Origin of the sequence: Serratia sp. JKS296, assembly GCF_900215445.1 — a bacterium.
GTDB classification, from domain to species: Bacteria; Pseudomonadota; Gammaproteobacteria; order Enterobacterales; family Enterobacteriaceae; genus Serratia; species Serratia marcescens.
Genome location: NZ_OCMX01000001.1, coordinates 2,701,408 through 2,720,608, shown reverse-complemented (window position 1 = coordinate 2,720,608; position 19,201 = coordinate 2,701,408). Strand labels below are relative to the sequence as shown.

At 62.0% G+C, this 19,201-nt stretch carries 18 protein-coding genes; 9 read left to right on the top strand and 9 right to left on the bottom strand.

Features of this window, described 5'->3' with window-relative positions; genetic code table 11:
- Positions 1-18 precede the first annotated feature (18 nt).
- Positions 19-1,023, top strand: coding sequence for a bile acid:sodium symporter family protein (locus tag CRO23_RS12820; protein ID WP_016927889.1), 1,005 nt, complete (start codon positions 19-21; stop codon positions 1,021-1,023).
- Between the two features lie 11 nt (positions 1,024-1,034).
- Here the strand turns inward: CRO23_RS12820 and CRO23_RS12815 are convergent, their stop codons facing one another.
- From CRO23_RS12815 to CRO23_RS12805, 3 genes are all read right to left on the bottom strand, one after another.
- The gene (locus tag CRO23_RS12815) at positions 1,035-1,580 is read right to left on the bottom strand and encodes an AAA family ATPase (protein ID WP_097102132.1); all 546 of its coding nucleotides are present in this window, start codon (positions 1,578-1,580) and stop codon (positions 1,035-1,037) included.
- A 110-nt stretch (positions 1,581-1,690) separates the two neighbouring features.
- On the bottom strand, positions 1,691-2,689 hold the full coding sequence (add, locus tag CRO23_RS12810; protein ID WP_016927887.1) for an adenosine deaminase: 999 nt from the start codon (positions 2,687-2,689) through the stop codon (positions 1,691-1,693).
- Between the two features lie 135 nt (positions 2,690-2,824).
- Positions 2,825-3,580, bottom strand: coding sequence for a DeoR/GlpR family DNA-binding transcription regulator (locus CRO23_RS12805; RefSeq protein ID WP_033640472.1), 756 nt, complete (start codon positions 3,578-3,580; stop codon positions 2,825-2,827).
- Between the two features lie 96 nt (positions 3,581-3,676).
- Here CRO23_RS12805 and CRO23_RS12800 point away from each other — a divergent pair, with 96 nt between their 5' ends.
- Both CRO23_RS12800 and CRO23_RS12795 read left to right on the top strand, forming a co-directional pair.
- Positions 3,677-4,273, top strand: a complete 597-nt coding sequence (locus tag CRO23_RS12800) for an NUDIX domain-containing protein (protein WP_079451291.1) — start codon at positions 3,677-3,679, stop codon at positions 4,271-4,273.
- Complete coding sequence (locus CRO23_RS12795) at positions 4,270-4,638, top strand: NUDIX hydrolase (RefSeq protein ID WP_079451290.1); 369 nt, start codon at positions 4,270-4,272, stop codon at positions 4,636-4,638. Before CRO23_RS12800 ends, CRO23_RS12795 begins: the two co-directional genes overlap by 4 nt.
- Positions 4,639-4,669: 31 nt before the next feature.
- Here the strand turns inward: CRO23_RS12795 and CRO23_RS12790 are convergent, their stop codons facing one another.
- Both CRO23_RS12790 and malX read right to left on the bottom strand, forming a co-directional pair.
- On the bottom strand, positions 4,670-5,851 hold the full coding sequence (locus CRO23_RS12790) for a MalY/PatB family protein (RefSeq protein ID WP_079451289.1): 1,182 nt from the start codon (positions 5,849-5,851) through the stop codon (positions 4,670-4,672).
- Positions 5,844-7,463, bottom strand: coding sequence for a maltose/glucose-specific PTS transporter subunit IIBC (malX, locus tag CRO23_RS12785; RefSeq protein WP_033640468.1), 1,620 nt, complete (start codon positions 7,461-7,463; stop codon positions 5,844-5,846). Before malX ends, CRO23_RS12790 begins: the two co-directional genes overlap by 8 nt.
- Positions 7,464-7,686: 223 nt before the next feature.
- On the opposite strand from malX, the gene CRO23_RS12780 reads away from it, so the two are divergent.
- Positions 7,687-8,718, top strand: a complete 1,032-nt coding sequence (locus CRO23_RS12780; protein ID WP_033640467.1) for a Mal regulon transcriptional regulator MalI — start codon at positions 7,687-7,689, stop codon at positions 8,716-8,718.
- Here CRO23_RS12780 and CRO23_RS12775 read toward each other — a convergent pair.
- The gene (locus CRO23_RS12775) at positions 8,715-9,596 is read right to left on the bottom strand and encodes a LysR family transcriptional regulator (protein WP_097102130.1); all 882 of its coding nucleotides are present in this window, start codon (positions 9,594-9,596) and stop codon (positions 8,715-8,717) included. The genes CRO23_RS12780 and CRO23_RS12775 overlap by 4 nt on opposite strands.
- A 206-nt stretch (positions 9,597-9,802) precedes the next feature.
- Between CRO23_RS12775 and blaSRT the strand changes: the two genes are divergently transcribed.
- Entirely contained in the window at positions 9,803-10,939 is a 1,137-nt protein-coding gene (gene blaSRT / locus CRO23_RS12770; RefSeq protein WP_016927879.1) for an SRT/SST family class C beta-lactamase, read from the top strand.
- A gap of 29 nt (positions 10,940-10,968) precedes the next feature.
- On the opposite strand, the gene CRO23_RS12765 is transcribed toward blaSRT, so the two are convergent.
- Positions 10,969-11,874 carry a LysR family transcriptional regulator gene (locus CRO23_RS12765; protein ID WP_033640465.1) on the bottom strand — a complete coding sequence of 302 codons (906 nt, stop codon included), beginning with the start codon at positions 11,872-11,874 and terminating at the stop codon, positions 10,969-10,971.
- A 102-nt stretch (positions 11,875-11,976) separates the two neighbouring features.
- Here CRO23_RS12765 and CRO23_RS12760 point away from each other — a divergent pair, with 102 nt between their 5' ends.
- A complete protein-coding gene (locus CRO23_RS12760; protein WP_097103095.1) occupies positions 11,977-13,131 on the top strand; it encodes a serine hydrolase domain-containing protein in 1,155 nt (384 codons plus the stop codon).
- A gap of 44 nt (positions 13,132-13,175) precedes the next feature.
- Here CRO23_RS12760 and CRO23_RS12755 read toward each other — a convergent pair whose 3' ends face one another.
- Together CRO23_RS12755 and manA are read right to left on the bottom strand one after the other, a co-directional pair.
- Positions 13,176-14,708, bottom strand: coding sequence for a YdgA family protein (locus CRO23_RS12755; protein WP_028128187.1), 1,533 nt, complete (start codon positions 14,706-14,708; stop codon positions 13,176-13,178).
- A 140-nt stretch (positions 14,709-14,848) separates the two neighbouring features.
- On the bottom strand, positions 14,849-16,027 hold the full coding sequence (gene manA, locus CRO23_RS12750) for a mannose-6-phosphate isomerase (protein ID WP_097102128.1): 1,179 nt from the start codon (positions 16,025-16,027) through the stop codon (positions 14,849-14,851).
- A gap of 322 nt (positions 16,028-16,349) precedes the next feature.
- On the opposite strand from manA, the gene CRO23_RS12745 reads away from it, so the two are divergent.
- The 3 genes from CRO23_RS12745 to CRO23_RS12735 all read left to right on the top strand — a co-directional run bounded on the left by CRO23_RS12745 (position 16,350) and on the right by CRO23_RS12735 (position 19,199).
- Positions 16,350-16,820 carry a hypothetical protein gene (locus CRO23_RS12745; protein ID WP_228009684.1) on the top strand — a complete coding sequence of 157 codons (471 nt, stop codon included), beginning with the start codon at positions 16,350-16,352 and terminating at the stop codon, positions 16,818-16,820.
- A gap of 230 nt (positions 16,821-17,050) precedes the next feature.
- The gene (gene fumC, locus CRO23_RS12740; protein ID WP_016927873.1) at positions 17,051-18,448 is read left to right on the top strand and encodes a class II fumarate hydratase; all 1,398 of its coding nucleotides are present in this window, start codon (positions 17,051-17,053) and stop codon (positions 18,446-18,448) included.
- 61 nt (positions 18,449-18,509) lie between these two features.
- Positions 18,510-19,199: a helix-turn-helix transcriptional regulator gene (locus tag CRO23_RS12735; RefSeq protein WP_016927872.1), complete on the top strand. Its 690-nt coding sequence runs from the start codon at positions 18,510-18,512 to the stop codon at positions 19,197-19,199.
- The last annotated feature ends 2 nt before the right edge of the window (positions 19,200-19,201 follow it).

Below are 19,201 nucleotides of genomic sequence, written 5' to 3'. Positions count from 1 at the left end.
TGCAAGGAAATTCGTTTCATGTCCTGGTTGCAGCGTTTGCGCATTGATAAATTTTTGCTGGTTCTGATTTTGGTGGTGATCGTCGCCTCGCTGTTCCCTTGCGAAGGCATCTGGAAAACCTTCTTTGAACACCTGACCACCGCGGCCATCGCGCTGCTGTTCTTTATGCACGGCGCCAAGCTGTCGCGCGAGGCGATCATCGCCGGCATGAGTCACTGGAAGCTGCATCTGCTGGTGTTCCTCAGCACCTTTGCGCTGTTCCCGCTGCTCGGGCTGGCGATGAACCTGCTGGTGCCGGGCATCATGACGCCGACGGTCTATCTCGGCTTCCTCTATCTGTGCGCGCTGCCGGCCACGGTGCAGTCGGCCATCGCTTTTACCTCGGCGGCAGGCGGCAACGTGGCGGCGGCGATCTGCAGCGCCTCGGCGTCGAGCATTCTTGGCGTGTTCCTGTCGCCGCTGCTGGTGGGGGCGTTGATGCATACTCAGGGCGGCAATACCGACGTGCTGCACGCCATCGGTTCAATCATTTTGCAATTGATGGTGCCGTTCGTGATCGGTCACCTGGCGCGGCCATTGATCGGCAAGTGGATCGACCGTCATCGCAAGCTGATCAACCTGACCGACCGTTCGTCGATCCTGCTGGTGGTGTATACCGCGTTCAGCGCGGCGGTGGTGGAAGGGATTTGGCACCGCATCGACGGTTGGTCGCTGCTGACCATCCTGGTGATGTCGCTGGTGCTGCTGACGGTGGTGCTGGTGATCAACACCTACGCGGCGCGCTGGCTGGGCTTCAACACCGCCGATGAGATCACCATCGTCTTCTGCGGTTCGAAAAAGAGCCTGGCGAACGGCATTCCTATGGCCAACGTGCTGTTCCCGGCCGCGGCGGTGGGCGCCATGGTGCTGCCGCTGATGATTTTCCACCAGGTTCAACTGATGGTGTGCGCGGTGCTGGCGCAGCGCTATGCGCGTAAAACCGCCAAACAGCGGGCCGAAGCGGAGGCGCTGGTGGCCAAATAGGCCGCAGGCCGCTAACGGTGGCTCAGCGCGTCGAGCAGAAAGTCGGCGCGCTCGTCCGGTGAGGCGCGCGGCAGTTCTTGCAGCTGATAGCCATAGCGGCGATAGACGGCCACCATCGCCCGGTAGGTCAGCTCGGCTTCGGCGAAAGATTGTTTTCTCTCACTGTCCTGCGCGTAGATCGCTTGCCACGGCGGGGCGATGAACACCCTTTCGGCATAGCGAAAGGCGCCGATCGCCGCCGTCAAATGCGCGGGGATCGGCAGTCTGCACAGCGTGAGATACCCGGCGATATCCGGCAGCCCGCGATCGAAGAACCAGCATGTTTCCCCCGTCGCTTCGCGCCATGAGCGCAGTTCCCAATCGAGCATCCGCTCGGCGAAGGCCTGGCGATCGCCCCACGGCAGCGCATGGCCGCCGATACTCACCTGATCCTGAATAATCGCCCGGCCCGCCTCCAAGGAGTGCGGGTAACCACGGCGATGAAGAACGTCGATGAGCGTGCTTTTGCCCGAACCCGGGCCGCCGGTCAGCACGATGCGGCGTAGTTTGTCAGACATGCGGAATTCCTCTCTTGCAACAGAGTGATGGGGTGAAAACAGCGATAAAGACGCGCAGGCGGAAGAAAACGGGGGGATGAGAAGAAGGCGCCGTTTGGCGCCTTGGGAGATTAGCCTTGAACTTTGGCGCGCAGCGCCTGTTTTTCCTGCTCGCTGAGGAAGGCCAGCTTCAGGCCGTTTTCCTGCGCGGTGCGGATTTCTTCCGGCGTCAGCCCGGCTTGCGGCGCGGCGACGCGGTATTCATGCTCGATCTCTATGCCCTGAACCGCCGGATCGTCGGTGTTGATTGACGCCAGCACGCCGTGGCGCAGGAAGGTGGCCAGCGGATGCTGCGCCAGCGACGGCACGGTGCTGGTCTGGATGTTGGAGGTCAGGCAGGATTCGATGCCGATGCCGTGTTCCGCCAGGAAGTCCATCAGCGCCGGATCTTCGACCGCTTTCACCCCGTGGCCGATACGTTCGGCGCCCAGCTCGCGGATCGCCTGCCAGATGCTTTCCGGGCCGGCGGCTTCGCCCGCGTGCACGGTGATGCGCAGGCCGGCGTCGCGGGCGCGGTTGAAGTGGCTGAGGAACAGGCTGCCGGGGAAGCCCAGCTCATCGCCCGCCAAATCCAGCGCGGTAATGCCGTCGCGGTGCGCCAGCAATCCTTCCAGTTCCTGCAGACAGGCGGCCTCGCCGAAGGTGCGGCTCATGATGCCGATCAGGCGAATGTCGATATCGCGATCGCGGCAGCCCGAACGGATCCCGTCGATCACCGCTTCCACCACGCCGGCGACCGGCAGTTGATGTTTCATCGCCATGTAGTAAGGGGAGAAACGCAGCTCGGCATAGTGCAGGCCGGCGTTGGCGGCGTCCTCGACGTTTTCGTAAGCCACCCGGCGGCAGGCGTCCAGATCGCCCAGCACCGCCACGCCCCAGTCCAGTTTCTGCAGGAAGCTGACCAGATCCGGTTCGGCATGGGTGATCTGCACGTGCGGGCGCAGGCTCTCCAAATCGTTGGCCGGCAGGGCAAGATTGAACTGGCGGCCGAGGTCGAGAATGGTCTGCGCGCGGATGTTGCCGTCGAGATGGCGGTGAATATCGGTAAGCGGTAGGCGGGGATCGATCATGCTGGGCACTCGCTAATTATCGTAGGTAAAGTGCAGAACAGTATAAAAACAAATGGATGAAACTTGCCATCGCGTTGCATAAAAAAGTGATGTTAATCACAAATAATGCGCGCTATATCGCATTATCGTCGCGAATCAGGCTTTCAACACGCTGACGCCCGCCTGCTGCAACGGCGCGATCAGCGCGTCATCGGTAGCCCGCTCAACGATGACGGTGTGCGCCAGCGTAATATCGCCGATCGCATACTGAGAGGCGGCGTTAAGCTTGGCGGCGGAGGCCAGCACCACGGTTTCCGCCGCGCGGGCCGCTAGCGCGCGTTTGATGTAGGCCTCCTCCAGATCGCCGGTGCTCAGCCCCGCGGTGGGGTGCACGCCGGTCACGCCCATGAAATAAATATCGGCGCGGATATGCGACATCGCTTCTACGGCGGCGGCGCCGACGCTGACGATCGAATGCTTATACAGTCGGCCGCCGATCAGGATCACCTCGACGGTGGGGTGATCGACCAACCCCACGGCGACGCTGGGGCTGTGGGTGACGATGGTGGCGTTGAGGTTGGCCGGCAGTTGCCTGACCAGCTCTGCGGAGGTGGTGCCGCCGTCGATGATCACCACCTGGCCGGGGGCGATCAGCGCCGCCGCCGCTTTGGCGATCGCGCGTTTGGCGCCGGATTCCAAGTGATTGCGTTCGGCGAAGCTGGCGATGGCGGAAGAAACCGGCAGGGCGCCGCCGTGCACCCGTTGCAGCAACCCCTCGGCGTCCAGTTCACGCAGATCGCGCCGGACCGTATCTTCCGACAGCCCGAACATCTCGCTGAGCTGTTTGGCCAAGACCTGACCATCCTGGGCCAGTTTTTCCAAAATGATCTTCTTGCGTTGGCTGGTCAACATGGCCATTTCCTCTCAAATTTCTTATGCACGAAATATCTTGATCATACACGAAACTGCACGATAGTATCAATTTCCTTCCTCTGGCGGAGTAAACCGATGATAGCCACCAAAGACAGGGTTCGCATTGTCGAAACCCGGGTGTTGTCCGATGACTGGTACCTGCTGAAAAAAACTACCTTTGATTTTCTGCGGCGCGACGGCGTCTGGCAACGGCAAAGCCGTGAGACTTACGATCGCGGTGACGGCGCGGTGATTTTGCTGTTCAACCGGCAGGCGCAAACGGTGATCCTGACGCGCCAGTTCCGCTTTCCGGTGTTCGTCAACGGTCATGACGGCATGCTGATTGAGGCCGCCGCCGGGCTGCTGGACAACGCGTCGCCGGAGGCGCGCATCAGAGCCGAAGCGGAAGAGGAAACCGGCTATTTCGTGCAGAACGTGGAGAAAGTGTTTGAAGCCTACATGAGCCCAGGCTCGGTCACCGAGAAGCTGCACTTTTTCGTCGGTGAATATCAGGCGAGCGATCGCCTCAACGAGGGCGGCGGGCTGGCGGCGGAGGGAGAAGATTTGGAGGTGATCGAGCTGCCGCTGGCGCAGGCCCTGCAGGCGGTTCGTCAGGGTACGATCGTTGACGCCAAAACCATCATGCTGCTGCAGTTTGTCGCCTTGAATCGGACGTTGGAGGAACAACGATGAAAGCACAACAAATCTTGATCGCCGGGCCCTATCGCAGCGGCACCGATGGCGATCCGCAGCGTATTGCCGCCAATCTGGCGCGCCTGGAACAGGCGGCGCTGGCGGTTTACCAGCGGGGGCACGTGCCGGTGATCGGCGAGTGGCTGGCGCTGCCTTTGGCGGTCGCGGCCGGTTCCACTCAGGTTGGCGATGCGGTCAGCGAGGCGTTTCTTTATCCGGTGGCTCACCGACTGATTGCGCAGTGTCAGGCGGTGTATCGCATCGAAGGGGCGTCTGCGGGGGCCGATAACGACGTGCGGTTGGCTAACGAATGGGGATTGACGGTCTATCGTCATCTGGAGGAAATCCCGTCTGTTCAGGCGTAACGGAGGGCGGGCAGAGGCTCGCCCCCTCGCGCTATTGCTCGTCCAGCACCAACCTCAACCCGGCGATCAGCTTGTCCATGCCGGCTTCCAGCTTGCTGCGCGGGCAGCCGACGTTGAGGCGCAGGAACCCGCGGCCTTCTTCGCCGTAGGTAAAGCCCGGCATGATCGCCACCTTTTCACGCTCGATCAGCGCCTGCTGCAGCGCCCGATCGTCCACGGCCAGCGGCCGCAGATCGATCCAGGCCAGGTAGGTGGCCTGCGGCGGGCGCCAGCCCAGCGCGGGAAACGCCTGCTCCAGCCGCTCGGCGACGTAGGTCAGATTATCCTGCAGATAGTCGCGCAGGGCGTCCAGCCAGGGTGCGCCGTGGCGATAGGCGGCCACGTGCGCCGCCACCGCCAGCACCGCCGGCGAGGAGAGGCCGTCGCGGGCTTTTAGCTGCTGGAAATAGGTTTCGCGGCTGGCGTCGTCGCTGATAAAGCCGTAGGCGCCGGTCAGTGCCGGAATGTTAAAACTCTTGGAGCCGGAGGTCAGCAAGGCCCAGGCGCCGGTCGCCACCTGGCTCCACGGCGTATGGCGGTGTTCACCCCATGCCATATCCATGTGGATTTCGTCGCTGATGACGCGCACGTCGTGGCGCTCGCACAGTTCGGCCATCTGCTGCAGCTCGTCGCGGCGCCACACCTTGCCGGTGGGGTTGTGCGGGCTGCACAGCAGCAGGATCTTGGTTTGCGGCCGCGCCAGCAACGCCTCAAGGTGCGCCATGTCGCAGCGCCAGTCGTCGCCGGCCTTGTGCAGCGGGCAGGCCAACAGCTGGCGTTGGTTGGCGAGGATCACCTTGTAGAAGGCGTCGTAAGCCGGGGTATGGGTCACCACATAGTCGCCCGGTACGGACCATTGGCGGATCAGCTGCGCCGCCATGTAGATAACGGAAGGGCCGTACACCGCCGTTGCGGTGTCGATGGCGACGTTGAAACGTTGCTGATACCAGTGGCGCAGCGCGCCGAGAAAATCTTCATGCTGCCAGCGGCTGTAGCCCAGCACGCCGTGCTGCAGGCGCTGTTGCAGCGCCTCGAGAATGCACGGCGCGGTGGCGAAATCCATATCGGAGATGGTGAACGGCAGCAGGTCGTCGCTGCCGAAACGATCGGCGATATAGTCCCACTGGGTGCACCAGGTGCCGTGGCGGTCGATCGGGGTGGAGAAATCAAACATGGGTGGCTCCCTGCAGCGCCGCGGCAGGTTGCGCCGTGGCTATCAGTGAGTCTAATTCATCTTTCACCGATTGCACCTGCGGGCCGATCACCACCTGCAGATTGTGGTCGTTGAGATGCACTACGCCGATGGCGCGATTGGCTTTCAGCGCCGCGTCGTCCACCCGGCTCATGTCGTTGACCGACAGGCGCAGGCGGGTGATGCAGTTGTCCAGCGTGATAATGTTGCCCGGGCCGCCGAGGGCCGCCAGAATCGCCGGCACGTTGTAGCCGGATTTGCCCACCGCGCCGCTCGGCGCGCTTTGGCTGACGGCGCTGTCGCTCTCACGGCCCGGCGTTTTGATGTTAAAGCGCTGGATGGCGAAGCGGAAAATGGCGTAATAACCGACGAACCAAACGGCGGCCACCACCGGCACCAGATACCACTTGGTGGCGGTGCCGTGCAGAATGCCGAACACCACGAAGTCGATGATGTTACCGTCGGTGTTGCCGATGGTCACGCCCAGCAGTGCCATCACGGTAAAGCCCAACCCGGTGAGCAGCGCGTGGATCAGATACAGGAACGGCGCGACGAACAGGAACAAGAACTCGATCGGCTCGGTGGTGCCGCCAACCACGCAGGCCACCACGCCGGAAATCAACAGCCCTTTGATTTTATGGCGGTTCTCCGGTTTGGCGCAGTGGTACATCGCCAGCGCCGCGCCCGGCAGCCCCCCGAGGAACGCCGGCATTTTACCCTGCGACAGGAAGCGGGTGGCGCTCTCGGCGAAGCCGGTGGTGGTCGGACAGGAGAGCTGCGCCTGGAAGATGGTCAGGGCGCCGCTGACGCTGTGGCCGCACACCTCCATCGTGCCGCCTGCCTCGGTAAAGCGGATCAGCGCCACCAGAATGTGCTGCAGGCCGAACGGCAGCAGCAAGCGTTCGCCGGTGCCGAACAGCATTGGGCCAAAGGCGCCGGCGCTGTTGATCACCCAACCCAGCCCGGTGATGCCGGCGGCGAACCACGGCCAGATCAGCGGGATCACCAGGCCGCACAGCCCCAGCACCACGGTGGTCACGATCGGCACGAAGCGCGTGCCGCCGAAGAACGCCAGCGCGTCCGGCAGGCGGATGGTGTGGAAGCGTTCATGCAGGCGATAGACGATGATGCCGACGATCACCGCGCCGAGGATGCCGGTATCGATCGACTGAATGCCGAGGATGTTCTGGATATTGTTGGCTTTCAGCACCAACGGATCGCTGGTGGGCAGCACGCCGGCGGCGGTCAGGTAGAAGTTGGTGCCCAGATTCAGCACGGCGAAGCCGACGAAACCGGAGAAGGCGGCGACGCCTTTGTTTTCGCGCGCCATGCCCAGCGGAATGGCGATGGCGAACATCACCGGCAGGAAGCTGAAGGCGAAGGAGCCTACCTTGCTCATCCAGGTAAAGATCAGCTGGAAGATCGGGTGGCCGATAAACGGCATCAGGGTGATCACGTCGCGGCTGCTCAGCGAGCTGCCGATCCCCAGCATGATGCCGCAGAAAGAGAGCAAGGCGACGGGCAACATGAACGTTTTGCCCAGGCTCTGGAAGAACTCCCAGAGGGTGATTTTGGGTTTGTTGGCTGCTGACATAACCGACTTCTCCTGGCGAAAAGACGAGCAAAAAGGGGACTTCTGATTAGGTAAAAAGAAGATAAAACGTTTTACCTAGCAAAAATGCGCCGCCAATCACAAATCTGCCGCCCGGTTTTTGGCGACAATGCGGCAGGCAGTAAAACGTTTTACTGAGCTAACGGATTCGGTATACCCTTGATCATTACGGCGCGGGTTGCCCAGGAACGGGTTCGCAGAGACTATGAGCATCAAAAAAATCACCATCACCGATGTGGCGCAGCAGGCGGGCGTGTCGGTCACCACGGTTTCCCTGGTGTTGAGCGGCAAAGGGCGCATTTCGCCGACCACCGCCGAGAAGGTCAATCAGGCGATAGAGCAGCTGGGTTATGTGCGCAATCGCCAGGCGGCGACGCTGCGCGGCGGGGAGTCCGGAGTGATTGGCCTTATTCTGCGCGACATTTGCGAACCCTTCTATGCCGAAATGACCGCCGGGCTGAGCGAAGCGCTGGAGGCGCACGACAAGCTGTTGTTTTTGACGCAGAGCGGGCGTGACGGCCAGGGCTTGCAGCGGGCGTTTGACGCGCTGCTGGCGCAGGGCGTCGACGGCATCGTGCTGGCGGGCGGCATCCGCGCGGCGGCTGGGCTGAAGGAAAAGGCGGCCGAGCAGGGCGTGCCGCTGGTCTGCGTGGCGCGCTCCAGCGGTCTCGATGGGGTGGACGTGGTGCGGCCGGACAATATGCAGGCCGCCAAGTTGGCCACCGAATTTTTGATCAAACGCGGTCACAGCCAAATCGCCTACCTCGGCGGCCAGAGCGACTCATTGACGCGCGCCGAGCGGTTGGGCGGTTTTTGCGCCACGTTGGTGCAGTACGGCCTGCCGTTTCGCAGCGAATGGATCGTCGAGTGTGATTGCCGGCAGCGTGAGGCGGCGGAAGCGGCAGAGCAACTGCTGCGCCACTACCCGAACATTACCGCCATCGTCTGCCACAAGGCGTCGGTCGCGCTCGGCGCCTATTTTGGCCTGACGCGCAGCGGCCGCAGTATCGGCTCGGACGGGGTCGACGCCTACTATGGCCGGCAGGTGGCGCTGATCGGTTTCGGCGACGTGCCGGAGGCCGAACTGACCGAGCCGCCGCTGACCTTCGTCTCCAGTTCGGCGCGGGAAGTGGGGCGCAGCGCCGCCGCGCGCCTGCTGCAGCGCATCGGTGACGCCGATCTGCCGGCGCAGAACGTCATTTTGCCGCCGACGCTGATCCGGCGCGGCTCCGCCTAGTCCCGCCGCTGTTCCTCTTCCGCCTCCCGGCGGATCCAGCCGATAAAGGTTTTCATCGCCGGCGTCAGATCCCGCGATTTCAAATGAGTCAGCCAATAGGCGCCGAGCGCGGCCTCGGCGGCGAATGGCCGCTGCAGCGCGCCGGCGGCCAGTTCGCGGCGGAACATGCTGACCGGCGCCAGCGCCACGCCGTCGCACTGGATCGCGCCTTCTACCATCAGCCGCGATGAGTCGAACACCGGTCCGTTGATCCGCCACGGCGTCACCTGCGCAGCCGTGAACCAGCGCTCCCATTCATCCTTGCGGTAAGTGCGCATTAGCTGCTCGTGCTGCAGATCCTGCGGCGTGCGCAAGCGCGCGGCGACCGCCGGCGGGCAGAGCACCGTCAGCGGCGCGTCGAACAGCTTGATATTGCAGGTGGCGGGCCAGAGGCCTTCGCCGAAGCGGATGGCGAAATCCATGCCGTCGGCCGACAGATTGACCAGGTTGTTGTGGGTCAGCACCCGCAGATCGATGAACGGATGCGCCGCGCGGAACGCCGCCAGCCGCGGCAACAGCCAGCCGACGGCGAAGGTGCCGACCACCGCCACCGTCAGCACCTCGTGGAAATGCCCGCCTTCGAACTGCTGCAGCACCGCCTCGATGCGGTCGAAAGCGTCGCTCAACACCGGCAGCAGCGCCTGGCCCTCTTCGGTCAGATCCAACCCGCGCGGCAGGCGGCGGAACAGCTGAATGCCCAGCTGTTCTTCCAGCATGCGCACCTGCTGGCTGACGGCGGCCTGGGTGACGCGCAGCTCCAGGCCGGCGCGGGTGAAGTTCAGGTGGCGGGCGGAGGATTCGAACGCCCGCAGGGCGTTGAGGGGAAGTCGGTTGCGCATTGTCGATAGCCATAAGTTTTTCTTTATGCTGGCTGAAATTATTATCGCTTGTCAACCCGACGGCAAAATCCGATATTTGGCGCGGCTGCTGAGAGCGTCGCGGCAGCCGTAAAGGAATGACATCATCAACCAGGGAAAGCGCCGTGCATAACGCCAATAAAAACTTTTGGCCGCGGCCGATGCCCTGCAACCGAAGAGCCTCTATCATGACGAAAATGAACCGCCTGGCGTCCGCGCTGATCGCCGCACTGATCTTGCCGACCGCGCACGCCGCGCAGCAGCAGGATATCGACGCCGTTATTCAGCCGCTGATGAAAAAATATGGCGTGCCGGGCATGGCGATCGCCGTGTCGGTCGACGGCAAACAGCAGATTTACCCGTATGGCGTCGCTTCGAAGCAGACCGGCAAACCGATCACCGAGCAGACGCTGTTCGAAGTGGGCTCGCTGAGCAAAACCTTCACCGCGACGCTGGCGGTCTATGCGCAGCAGCAGGGCAAGCTGTCGTTCAACGATCCGGCCAGCCGCTACCTGCCCGAGCTGCGCGGCAGCGCCTTCGACGGCGTCAGCCTGCTGAATCTGGCGACGCATACCTCCGGCCTGCCGCTGTTCGTGCCGGACGACGTGACCGACAACGCCCAACTGATGGCCTACTACCGGGCCTGGCAGCCGAAACACCCGGCGGGCAGCTACCGCGTCTATTCCAATCTCGGCATCGGCATGCTGGGCATGATCGCCGCCAAGAGCCTCGACCAGCCGTTTACCCAGGCGATGGAACAGGGGATGCTGCCGGCGTTGGGCATGAGCCACACCTACGTTCAGGTGCCGGCGGCGCAGATGGCCAACTATGCGCAGGGCTACAACAAGGACGATAAGCCTGTGCGGGTCAATCCCGGCCCGCTGGACGCCGAGTCTTACGGCATCAAGTCCAACGCTCGCGATCTGATTCGCTATCTGGACGCCAACCTGCAGCAGGTGAAGGTCGCGCAGCCGTGGCGTGAGGCGCTGACCGCGACGCACGTCGGTTATTACAAGGCGGGCGCGTTCACGCAGGATCTGATGTGGGAGAACTACCCATACCCGGTGAAACTGTCTCGTTTGATCGAGGGCAACAACGCCGGGATGATCATGAACGGCACGCCGGCTACCGCCATCACGCCGCCGCAGCCGGAATTGCGCGCCGGCTGGTATAACAAAACCGGCTCTACCGGCGGTTTCTCCACCTACGCGGTGTTTATCCCGGCGAAGAATATCGCCGTGGTGATGCTGGCCAACAAATGGTTCCCGAACGACGATCGGGTCGAGGCGGCTTACCGCATCGTGCAAGCGCTGGATAAGCGCTGATCGTGGGGGGCGCCGTCGGGGCGCCCCTGTTACCGGTGCTGTCGATCTCGCCGCTCGCGCATGAAATCGATAAAGGCGCGCAGCTTGAGCGGCAGATGCCTGCCGGCGGGAAAGTAGATGAAAAATCCGGATGCCTCGCTGGCATACTCCGGCAGCACTTCCACCAGATCGCCCTGCGCCAGCTCCTGCAACACCGTACCCTGAAAACGCTGTGCGATACCCAGCCCCGCCAACGCCGCATCCTTGATCAGCCGATCTTCGTTAAAGATCAAACTGCCGCTGACGTCCAGCGCCCGCTCATCGCCGTGCCGACTGAAATACCAGGGTTCCAATTTGCCGCTGCCGGGAAAACGGTAGCGCAGGCAATGGTGCGCGAGCAGATCGTCCGGCGTGGCCGGCGCGCCGCAACGCGCCAGATAGTCGGGCGAGGCGACCAGCACCCGGCGCTGGCCGTTGTCGATTGGCACGGCGATCATGTCCTTTTGCAACATGGCGTGCATGCGAATGCCGGCATCGAAACTGCCCAGCACCAGATCGGAAAAGCGGTCTTCGGTAAACAGCTCAAGCTGCACTTCGGGATAGCGTCGCTGAAATTCCGCCAGGTGCGGCATCACCAGCAGCGAAGCGGCCAGCTGCGGCAGCGTAATGCGCAGCAGGCCCGCCGGCTGCGCGCCCAGGGCGCGCACGTCGTCCGCCGCCACGTCGATCTGGCTCATGGCTGGCGACACCTTCTGATAGAACAATCGGCCCTCGTCGCTGAGGCGCACCGAGCGGCTGGTGCGGTGGAATAACCTCACTCCGAGCTGATTCTCCAGCGCCTGAATGTTTTGCGACACCGCCGGCGGCGTGACACCCAGTTGGCTGGCCGCGCGGGTAAAGTTGCCCAGCCGTGCCACGGCTTCGAAATAGGGCAGCAGTTGCAGGAGTGAACTCATCTATTAATAACCTGTACTTAATGATTCATTAAATTATGCCTTATTTTAATTTATGACGAACGTTTTAGACTGGTTTTACTTTCCCTCAGCGAGATGAAAATCATGTCGGCAACACAACAGGCGTTAACAGAACGGATCGCGGCGATCGATCAACAGGCGATGGCCGAAGGGCGCATCGTGGGCAGCGTGGTGCTGGTGGCGCGGCGGGGCGAGATTTGTTACGCCGGGGCGGCCGGCTATGCCGACCGCGAAGCGCGCCGGCCGATGCGGCGGGAAACGCAGTTTCGGCTGTCGTCGGTCTCCAAACCCTATACCACGCTGGCGGCGCTGCGCCTGATTGAGCGGGGCAAACTGAGCCTGGACGATGCGGTCAGCGATTGGCTGCCGTGGTTTACCCCGGCGCTGGCGGATGGCCGCCGCCCGACGATCAAGATCCGCCATTTGCTGAGCCATACCGCCGGTCTGGACTATCGGCTGAACCAACCGCCGGCGGGCGTTTACCATCAGTTGGGGATCCAGGACGGCGTGGAGCTGTCGACGCTGACGCTGGAGCAAAACCTGCGGCTGTTGGCGCAGGCGCCGTTGCTGTCGGAACCGGGAGAGCGCTTCAATTATTCACTGGCGATCGACGTGCTTGGCGCGGTGCTGGAGCGGGTGACGGGCATGTCGCTGCCGCAGCTGTTTGTCGAATGGGTGGCGCAGCCGCTGGGGCTTGGCAACACCGCATTCCATGCGACGGACGCCGTGAACCTGGCGACGCCGTATTACAACACGCCGCAAGGGCCGCGGCGCATGCCGGAAGGCGTGCGGATCGCCTTGCCGGAAGGCATGGCGGGGGGAGAAGTGACGTTCTCGCCGGCGCGCGCGCTTAACGCGGAGGCTTATCCTTCCGGCGGTGCGGGCATGGTCGGCGATGCCGACGATGTGCTGAAGCTGGTGGAAGCGTTGCGCAGCGGCGGGCAGGGCATGTTGCAGCCGGAGACGGTGGCGTTGCTGCGCAGCCCGCACGTGGGCGCGCAGGCGCAAACGCAAGGGCCGGGCTGGGGCTTCGGCTTTGGTGGCGCGCTGCTGATGGACGCAGAAGCGGCGCAGACGCCGCAGCACGCCGGCACGCTGACCTGGGGCGGCGTTTACGGCCACAGCTGGTTCTTTGATCCACAGGCGCAGCTGAGCGTGGTGATACTGACCAACACCGCGTTTGAAGGCATGTGCGGTTATTATCCGCAGCAGATCCGCGATGCGGTTTATGCGGCGTAAATAAAAAGGGCCCCGCAGGGGGCCCTTGTTAGGTTTTCAGGCGATTACTGCGCCGGTGCCGGAGCGGGTTCCGCTTCCTGCGCCGGTTCAGCGTCTTCCGCCGGGGCGCCCAGCATGGCGAACTGGCCGATGAACTCCTGCAGCGACATTTTGTTGCCGTTCAGGTCAACCTGATTGTCAGCGTAATGGAACTGGCTCGCGATCACGCCGTCTTTCTGGGTGGTCAGTTTGAACATCTGGCCCATGGCCGCCAGGCCCTGCACTTGCTGCTGCGCCAGTTTCTGCGCGTCTTCCGCATTATAGCCCTGCAACAAGGCGGTCTTCGCGGTCACTTCGGTGGCCATCGCTTCCGGAATGGTCAGGCTGAGATCCAGCTTTTTAACCGCCTGAGCGATCAGCTGATCCGGCGATTGTGCCGGGGAGGCGGCCTTGCTCGGATCGGTCATCGCCAGATCCAGCGTGAAGATGCTCTCACCCTTGCTGTTTTTCCAGCTCAGCGGGGCGATGCTGAGGCTTGGATTGCCTTTCAGCAGCATCGGCAGGTTCTTTTGCAGCATCTCGGAGGTCTGCTGTTCGTAGACGTCCGGATCCAGGTTCTCGCCCTGCTGCAGCAGCGCCATGGTTTGGCGGTTGTAGCTGTCGGAGAAGTCTTTCAGCGCCTTGCCGTCGACGTTGTCGATTTTCAGCGTCAGTTTACCGGCGCCGAAGTCGTTGCCCTGCACCTTGAGCGCGTCCATGGTGTAGTCGATCTGGCCACCGATGTTGCTGCTGCCTTGCTCGCCGAACTTGCTCACCAGATTGAAACCGTCCAACGCCACGGTGTCTTTACCGTCGATCGTCAGTTTGAACTGTTTCAGGGTCATCGTCTGATCGCCGAGCTTCACGCCGAACTTGCTTTCGTTGCTGTTGCCTTTCAGGTTGAAGCCCTGGAAGGTGATCTGCTCGTTTTGGCCGAATTCATTCGGGCTGGCGAACACGATAGTGTCGCTATTGGCGTCCAGCGCGAATTTTTTCAGATCGCGGGACACGTCGGCGTCAATGGTGGCGCCGCTGAATTTCAGCGAAGATTTATCCTTCTGGTAGTCCAGTGGGATAAAGTCGATGGTGGACGCGGTATCGCCGCTGTACGAGATGCGCGAATCGGCGGTAAACAGCGATTTGCCTTTGGTGGTTTCAAACAGGCCTTTCACCGCCGGGGTGTTTTCCAGCTCGGTATGCACCGACGCCATGCTCGGCAGCAGGTTGAATTTTTTCAGCTGCGCGAACGGGAACGGACCGTGATCGATGGTTTCCAGGAACGCCACTTCTTCACCGGCTTTCAGCGCCGCGTTTTCGCTGGTATCCGTGCCGTCGGAACGCAGCACATAACGCACTTTGCTGCTGAACAGGCCGCGCTGGTAATTTTCATAGCTCAGCTTGACGCCGGCTTTCGGCAGGTAGGCTTTCAATTGGCCATTGGCGTTGTCGACGACTTCGCCCATGTGCTGCTCGATCTGTTTCCCGGTGTACCAGGATGCCCCGGTCCATGCTGCGCCAAGAACGACAATGACGCTGACAGCGACTAACGATTTTTTCATAGCTCTGTTTCATCCTTTTTTCTTATCACCCTCCGTTGCGTGGGAGGGGCAAATAGGGGCCGCCAAAAAACGCCCGCAGGCGTTTAATTGTGGGGGCAGCTCTCGCTTTCAGCAAGCAATTTGCTGAAATTTATCAACGGTTAGGCCAGTTGGTTATAAACCCGGGCGATGCGGCCGCTGCCGCTGACGTTGACCGGGGATTCGAACGCCCCGATAAAGCAGGATTCGCCCGGTTTGAGCGTCAGGCGTTGCCCGGATTTCTCCAGCGTCGCTTCGCCGGCGACGCAGAACACGATGGCGGCGCTTCGCTGTGCCAGCGCCTGCGGCGCGGCGGTCAAATCGTGCAGTGAGAAGGCGAAATCTTCCACCGGGATCGGGAAGAACAGCTCGTTGCCGCGTTGCTCCGGTTGGGTCAGCAGGCCGGAAGCCGGTTGCGGGCGGAACTGCAGGTTGGCCAGCAGCTCGGGCACGTCGATGAATTTCGGCGTCAGGCCCGCGCGCAGCACGTTATCCGAGTTGGCCATCACCTCCAGCGCCACGCCTTTCAGGTAGGCGTGAGGCGTTTCGGCATACAGGAACATCGCCTCGCCCGGCGCGAGCTGCACCACGTTCAACAGCAGCGGTGAGAACAGACCGCTGTCGTCCGGATAGAAGCCGGCGATGAAGCGCACGGTATCCCAGGGTTCCCCCTGCTGGTTGTTGAGCGCGGCTTTCAGCACGCCGAGCGCCAGCGATTTTTGTTCGCCGCTCATCGTCAACAGGCTGGCGAACAGGGTCGCGAGATGGGCGGTGTCCGGCTGCTGCAGGAAGGCGGCGATGTCGTGGTGCGCGCCGGCGATCGGCTGCAGCAGGGAAACGATATCGGCCAATTCACGAAAACCGTTCATCGCCAGGAACGGCGTCAGGGCGAACACCAGCTCGGGCTTGTGATTAGGATCTTTGTAGTTGCGTTCGGCGGCGCTCAGCGGGATGCCTGCGGCGTTCTCTTTCGCGAAGCCGACCTCGGCCGCCGCTTTGCTCGGGTGGACCTGGATCGACAGCGGCTGATCGGCGCACAGCACTTTAAACAGGAACGGCAACTCGCCAAAACGGCTGGCGACGTTGGCGCCCAGCTGTTTTGGCTGGTCTTCGTCGATCAGATCGCGCAGCGAACGCAGTTCACCGTCGGCGCCCGGCACGCGGGAAGGGCTCTTGGGATGGGCGCCCATCCACAGTTCGGCCATCGGCTGATTATCCGGGTTGGCGATGCCGTAAAGACGGGGCAGCGCATCGTGGCTGCCCCAGGCGTAATGCTGTACCGCGTTGGTCATTTTTTGCATGTCGATAAACGTCCTTAACGTCATTGTCGTACTGGATGACAATAACCCACTGATTTTATACGGTTAACTAAATCTGTGCCGACACCTATCCTACGCCCGCGTCGGCAGGAAAAATCATGGGCGCGATCAAAAAAACGCCGGATAACGTCGCGCCCGGCAACGGGGCCAAAGTATAGCGTGATAACGATCGGCGTCTCAATTGGCGCGCAGGCCTCAAGGCGGCCCGGAAAACCCGCCGATCGATTATTCTTTGGCCCCGCGGAATTATTGCCGATAGCTTGGTCATTCTGCGTCATTATTTATTTTTTCAGCATGTCAAACTATGTCGGCTGAATTTATTTTTTACCGTCTGAGCCATTCCCTTAATTATTATTTTCGCGCTGCGCCGGGCTATCACACGCTGAGCTTAAACCTGCGCGTCAGACCCGTTTACCGTAACGGCCAACACGTCGATTTAACGAAACAAGAGGTCTGTTGCATGAAAAAACTGTTGTTGCTATTGGGGCTTTGCACCGGCGCAACCCAGGCGGCGGTGATTGTCGCCTATCCCTACGCGGCGCCACGCACCGTGGTGATCGCGCCGGCACCGATCGTCGTTACACCCGCGCCGGTCGCGGCTGTGGCGCATCCGCTGGCACTCACCGCCGGTGCGGCGGCGACCGGGGTGTATCGGCATAATGAACGGCAGGACGCCTACGACGAGATCAATCATCTGCAGCAGCAACGGTTCGATGAGCTCAATCATTTACAGGCGCAACGCATCAATAATTTTAATTCGCGTCATCCGCATTAATGGTTATCCACATTTTTATTCTCCAGGCTCATTCCCGGCCGTTTATTTCACCGCGGGTTAACCGGCGGAAAATAACCGCGCCGTTAATGGGTAAAAGAGATGAAACGTGCTGTGAGATAACTCTCTTAATGCGAATAGTTATTATGTCACTATACTGGGAGTGCATGCCGACGGGGGGTAGCGCGTCGGCCTAACCCTACAATTTTAGGAATTATGCTAAGGAGATCATGATGGCAGGCGTTCGTATCGAAAAAGACTCTATGGGCCCCATCGAAGTACCGGCCGACAAGCTGTGGGGCGCGCAAACCCAGCGTTCGTTGGCGCATTTCCGTATTTCCTCCGAAAAGATGCCGACCGCGCTGATCCACGCGCTGGCGTTGACCAAGCGCGCCGCCGCGCAGGTGAACGTGGATCTGGGGCTGCTGCCGGCCGAACGGGGCGCCGCTATCATCAAGGCCGCCGACGAAGTGCTGGCGGATCGCCATGCCGACCAGTTCCCGTTGTCAATCTGGCAAACCGGCTCCGGCACCCAGACCAACATGAACATGAACGAAGTGTTGGCCAACCGCGCCAGCGAGCTGCTGGGCGGCGTGCGCGGTGAAGAGCGCAAGGTGCACCCGAACGACGACGTCAATAAAAGCCAAAGCTCCAACGACGTGTTTCCCACCGCGATGCACGTGGCGGCGGTGATTGCGCTGCGCGAGCACCTGATCCCCGAGCTGAAAGTGCTGCACAAGACGCTGAGCGACAAGGCCGAAGCCTACCGCGACATCGTCAAAATCGGCCGCACCCATCTGCAGGACGCCACGCCGCTGACCCTGGGGCAGGAGATATCCGGTTGGGCGGCGATGCTGGCGCACAATCTGAAACACATCGAGGACAGTATCCCGCACATTGCCGAGCTGGCGCTGGGCGGCACGGCGGTCGGCACCGGCCTGAACACCCATCCGGAGTACGCGGTGCGCGTCGCTAAAGCGCTGGCGGAATTGACCCATCAGCCGTTCGTCACCGCGCCGAACAAGTTCGAAGCGCTGGCGACCTGCGACGCGCTGGTGCAAGGGCATGGCGCACTGAAAGGGCTGGCGGCTTCGCTGATGAAGATCGCCAACGACGTGCGTTGGCTGGCGTCCGGCCCGCGCTGCGGCATCGGTGAGATTTCGATCCCGGAGAACGAGCCGGGCAGTTCCATCATGCCGGGCAAGGTCAACCCGACCCAGTGCGAAGCGATGACCATGCTGTGCGCGCAGGTGCTGGGCAACGACGTGGCGGTGAACATCGGCGGCGCTTCCGGCAACTTCGAGCTGAACGTGTTCCGCCCGATGGTGATCCACAACTACCTGCAGTCGATTCGCCTGCTGGCCGACGGCATGCAGGGCTTTAACGAGCACTGCGCGGTGGGTATCGAACCGAACCGCGATCGCATCACCCAATTGCTGAATGAATCGCTGATGCTGGTGACGGCGCTCAACACCCACATCGGTTATGACAAAGCGGCGGAAATCGCCAAGAAAGCGCACAAGGAAGGGCTGACGCTGAAAGCCGCGGCGCTGAAGCTCGGCTACCTGACCGAAGCGCAGTTCGACGAGTGGGTGCGGCCGGAAGCGATGGTCGGCAGCATGCAGAAATAATTGATCTGTGAGGCAACCGGGGGCTTACTGAGGTAAGCCCCTTTTTTATGGAGAAATTAAGATGTCGCGCGCACAACGTTTACTTGATCTGATGCAGCTGCTGCGCAGCCACCGTTATCCGGTGGCGGGCCATGCGCTGGCGCAGACGCTGGGCATCAGCATGCGCACCCTGTACCGCGATATCGCTACGCTGCAGCAACAGGGGGCGGAGATCGCCGGTGAGGCGGGCGTCGGCTATGTGCTGCGCCCCGGCTTTATGCTGCCGCCGTTGATGTTCTCGCCGGCGGAGACAGAAGCGCTGGTGCTGGGGATGCGCTGGGTCAGCCGCCGCGGCGACAGCCAATTGGCGAGCGCGGCGGGCCAGGCGCTGGCCAAGATCGCCGCGGTGCTGCCGCCGGCGCTGCGGGAGGAGCTGGAGGCCAATACGCTGCTTATCGCGCCGGTTCAGGCGCCGCCGGTGGCGGATGAGATGCGGGTGCTGATCCGTGACACCATCCGCCGCGAGCGCAAACTGCATATCGACTACCTCGATCTGGCGGGACAGCGCAGCGAACGCCTGCTTTGGCCCTTTGCGCTGGGCTTTTTCGATCAGTTTCAGATGTTGGTCGCCTGGTGCGAGCTGCGTCAGGCCTTTCGCCATTTTCGCCTCGATCGCATCCAGGCCGCCACGCCGTTGGAACAGCGTTATCCGCGTGGCCGGCGGCGGCTGCTGAAAGAGTGGCGCCTCAGCGAGGGCATTGCGGAGCAATAACG